2 protein-coding genes and 2 pseudogenes are annotated in these 3,886 nt (G+C 38.3%); all 4 read left to right on the forward strand.

What is annotated here, in order from left to right; all coding sequences use genetic code 11:
- Nucleotides 1–2,071: pseudogene (locus J5566_RS10315) on the forward strand (type VII secretion protein EsaA); the annotation flags it as partial.
- Nucleotide 2,072: 1 nt separating this feature from the next.
- Nucleotides 2,073–2,528 (forward strand): type VII secretion EssA family protein, encoded by a 456-nt coding sequence (locus J5566_RS10320; protein WP_208563173.1) that lies wholly within the window; start codon nt 2,073–2,075, stop codon nt 2,526–2,528.
- A 1-nt stretch (nt 2,529) separates the two neighbouring features.
- Nucleotides 2,530–2,904: a DUF1433 domain-containing protein gene (locus J5566_RS10325; protein ID WP_244229032.1), complete on the forward strand. Its 375-nt coding sequence runs from the start codon at nt 2,530–2,532 to the stop codon at nt 2,902–2,904.
- Between the two features lie 4 nt (nt 2,905–2,908).
- Nucleotides 2,909–3,886, forward strand: a pseudogene (locus tag J5566_RS10330) (SA1320 family protein); the annotation flags it as partial.

Raw genomic sequence — 3,886 nt, forward strand, 5'->3', positions numbered from 1 at the left:
TAAACAGCACTTGAAGAATGTTAATTCTTTTATGGTTTGGTATGCGAACAAAGAAAAGTTACCATTACCAGCAAGTGTCTCAGCGACATATGAATCTGAGGCGTTGAATCATATAAGAAATCAGATTGTATCACAGGTTGAACAACGTCGTGAACTGGCTTTGCCAACTCTAGAAGGATCGCTAAAGACTGTTGATATTCACGTTCCAAGTGGTTTTCAATTATTTTTAGAAGGGTTCAATCCCGTAAAAGTTAGTGATACTCACTATCAATTATCTTTTTCGAGTACGAACGATACACCAGCGAAATTTTTCTATTCTCTAGCTGTCACAGATCAAAGTAAACTTTCAATACTAACACCTGCCGTTGTTTCCTTCTCGTTCACAACAGAAGAGGAAGTAGAGGTTGTCAAACCAGGAGAACCAAAAGAAATTAGTAGAGAAACACAGGTAGAATCTACACCAGTACCAGCAACAGAAACGACATCTGCAACTACAACTAGTGAGACGGAGGCGACGGAAACAGAGGAGACGGAAACAGAGGTGACAGAAACCACCGCTCCAACAACTGCTTCAAATACAACAAAAACTGTCACTATCACGTTGGCGAATGAGACTGAAAAGAAAATGGTACAGCGACGTTATGAAGTTACAGACTCGATATCAAATTGGAGTTATGACCCGACGTCAATGTCGAGCGAAATTTACAAGGATGTTCAAGAGTATCTGCAACTTTCAGGGGTAGTGACAGCTTATTATGGATTGAATTTAACCCAAGGTAGTTATTTATCGACAACATTTACACCGCTTGAAGGGTCTCTGGCTTCTTTAGCTAACAGTGATGATTTGAAATCAATCGTTACTAACCTCATAAAAACTACAACTGTTGAGGCATTTAGGGATGATTTAAAAATTTCTGACGAAGAATTGAATGAGATTGAAAGTCGCTTAGCGGAGGTTGACTCCTTATTGGCATCAATTGAAGGGCTTCGAACATCAACTACGGATTTAATATCACAAACGGGAAGTTTGATTGAAGAAACGTCAATTATTCAGAAAACACTTCAAGATAAGCCGGCATTCACTGATACAGAAAAACGAGAGAATACGGATATCGTCACTGTAAGTATGGATATGAATTCTGACTTGACGGAATTGATGGCTGCAAGCCAAAGTCTCATGGAAAAAACAAAGTCCAATCAGGCAGTTGCCGAGACAATTGAAAGCAGCATGCAACAACTCTCAACGGACGTGACAACACTAGAGACTGATGGTGAATCATTGAACACTCGTGTTAATGAATTACAAGAAATTATGGCAGGTCAGTATGGGACCAATGAAGAGTTTCTTCAACAATTTTCAACTGTATTAAGCAATACAAAGACGGGTAATCAGAAAAATCAAGCTGTTTATGACTACCTCTCAAATCCTGTAGATGCCTCCAAAATTGAAACTGTATTGTCGGTTGCATCTAGTTCAACAAGCGGGGAAACACGTCAGGATGATCGAACCAGCTTAATGCTCATTCTGATTGGGTATCTGATTAGTCTAGCTATTGCGTATCTTTTACAACATTCTGATATCCAAGGATTGCAGGAACGATTTAAGTTGACTCAACGTCTGTCTTGGAAAAATGCGACAGGTCCCGTTCTATTCCTCTCAATATCATCTTTCTTGTCAGGTGCTATTCTTGCACTGGTTACAGGTTATAAATTAGACTTTTCAATCGGTCAGACAAGCCTCTTTATCTTTTTAATGGCTCTTATTGTCATAAATATGACTTATGGTGTCAATTTGTTATTAGCGAAATTGAAAAGTTTTGGCTTCTTAATCGGCGTCGCACTGTTAATGCTTTACCTGAGTACAGCAACTCAACTATTTGATACATATTATGTATATTCAACGAAGTTTCTTGCGTCATTCTCCCCATTAAATTATCTGGAATTAATGATACGTAATTATATTAATCAACAAGGGGAACTTTCTATATCTGTTAGTCTTTTGGTTGCTTTAGCATTAGGCTTAACCGGGGTGACAGTTTTGCTTTATCGAACAGTTTCAAAGGAGTCTTAAGATGATAAAAAGGCTAGTTTGTGGGTTGGTTTACCTGTCATTTCTTGGAGGGCAGCTGGTTTATGCAAATGATGGTTCATTGCAAATAGATGCTAATTTAACGACTACTGCTGAAAAATCTGAAATTAGTTATATCGAACAGGAGAGTGACTTGGCAAAATTGTTTCAATCAGAAACAGAAAAATCTATTTCTGAAGTGCAAGAGGAAGCTGAGCAGTCTTATCGATTAGATAAGGAGGCTCTCTTTTTACATGATATCCAGACAGATAGTATCATTGAGACCTACCAGCCCCTATTGTTTACTTCTAGGACGATGGTACATCGCAATGATAGCTATGGAGTGTCACTGACCGAGAAAAAAACGGGATTATCTTTACAGATGCTTCTAATAATCGTCTTGGGAATGATGGTGACTTTGTACTCATTGTTTCGTAATAAACTGAAAGGAAAGCAGTAAGATGAAAAAGTATCGATTATTTATCAGTATTATAGCAACACTAATGATTTTAATTTTAGGAGGATGTGGAATGACTGAGAGCAATAAAGAAGTGAAGTATAAAGAAGAGCAGGATAGAATGGTGGAGTATTTAGCTCAGAATTATGAAGGTGTTGAAAAAATTGAGTTTATAAATTTTGAAGAAAATATAAAAACAGGTTACTACACCAGTATTGCTAAAATAGACGATAAATTTGAGGTAATGTTTTATGAACGAGGTGCTGATGGTGAGATATCTCTTGATTATTATACAAGAGACTTTATAGCTCAATATCCCAAAATAACTAAAAAAACTATTTCTAATTTTGATATAAAAGTAGTTTATTACGGAGAGTAATCATATGACGGTATCAGATAAAGATTATAATGAATTATCCGAGCGTGTTTATAATGTAGATAGCGGAAAAAAAGATGTTGTCCATATACAGCAAGCCCAAGAAATAATGGATGGTAAATTCCAAGTCCTCGCTGTAGAAGACAACACCGCCAACGGCATGCAGGCTATGGCTGTAGCGCCAGTGGTAGATGGCAAAGTAGATACCACACAGATCACCATCGCCTATGCGGGGACGAATTTTGGAGATGGAAAAGACCGTCAGACAGATGTGAATAGCGTCATTCTCGGACTTAATATATACACTTCGAGTATACCCGTAGGCATAACTTCAGTTAATACGAGGGCTCAAAGTCAGGTTGATAGCGCCTTAGCCTTTGCGGATAAGATTCAAAAGCAGTATCCTCAAGCAAACATCGGAACGACTGGGCATTCCTTAGGGGGCTATCTGGGTCAACTTGTCGCCATCAAAAATCAATGGGCTGCGACAACCTTTAATGCCCCAAACCCTTCGAATATGCTAACTAAGGATGAAATAGCCTGGGCTAAAGCAAATACTGACATATTGGTTAGCTATCGCAATGAAAAAGATTGGATAGGAAACTATGGTGGTGATCCACTTGAAATTGCACGAGCTATTGCCCCTTACAAGGAAAATGATATTGAGGGACTTGATTCTTTGCATCATCATGGACTCTCTACTTGGCAGTTTGATAAGCATGGCAACTTGGTGGACAAGTACGGGCTAGTAGTGGATAAGAAAAATTATTATGCAGAGGCGGATATTAATTCTGATGGGGTAGAAGATATTACTTTGTCAGCGACTAATACGACGGCTCGTAATCTATTTCTATCAAGTGGTGGTATTGATCTATCTGGTAGTCAGAGGTTCAAGATAAGTCCTGATACACTAAGGATGTTATCAAGCAATCTAAATATGTTGGCTCTGACAGAAATTCCAGCTATGATTAAAGCTTGTCAACTT

The sequence above is a fragment of the Streptococcus suis genome, from assembly GCF_017601095.1.
Classification (GTDB): Bacteria; Bacillota; Bacilli; order Lactobacillales; family Streptococcaceae; genus Streptococcus; species Streptococcus suis_Z.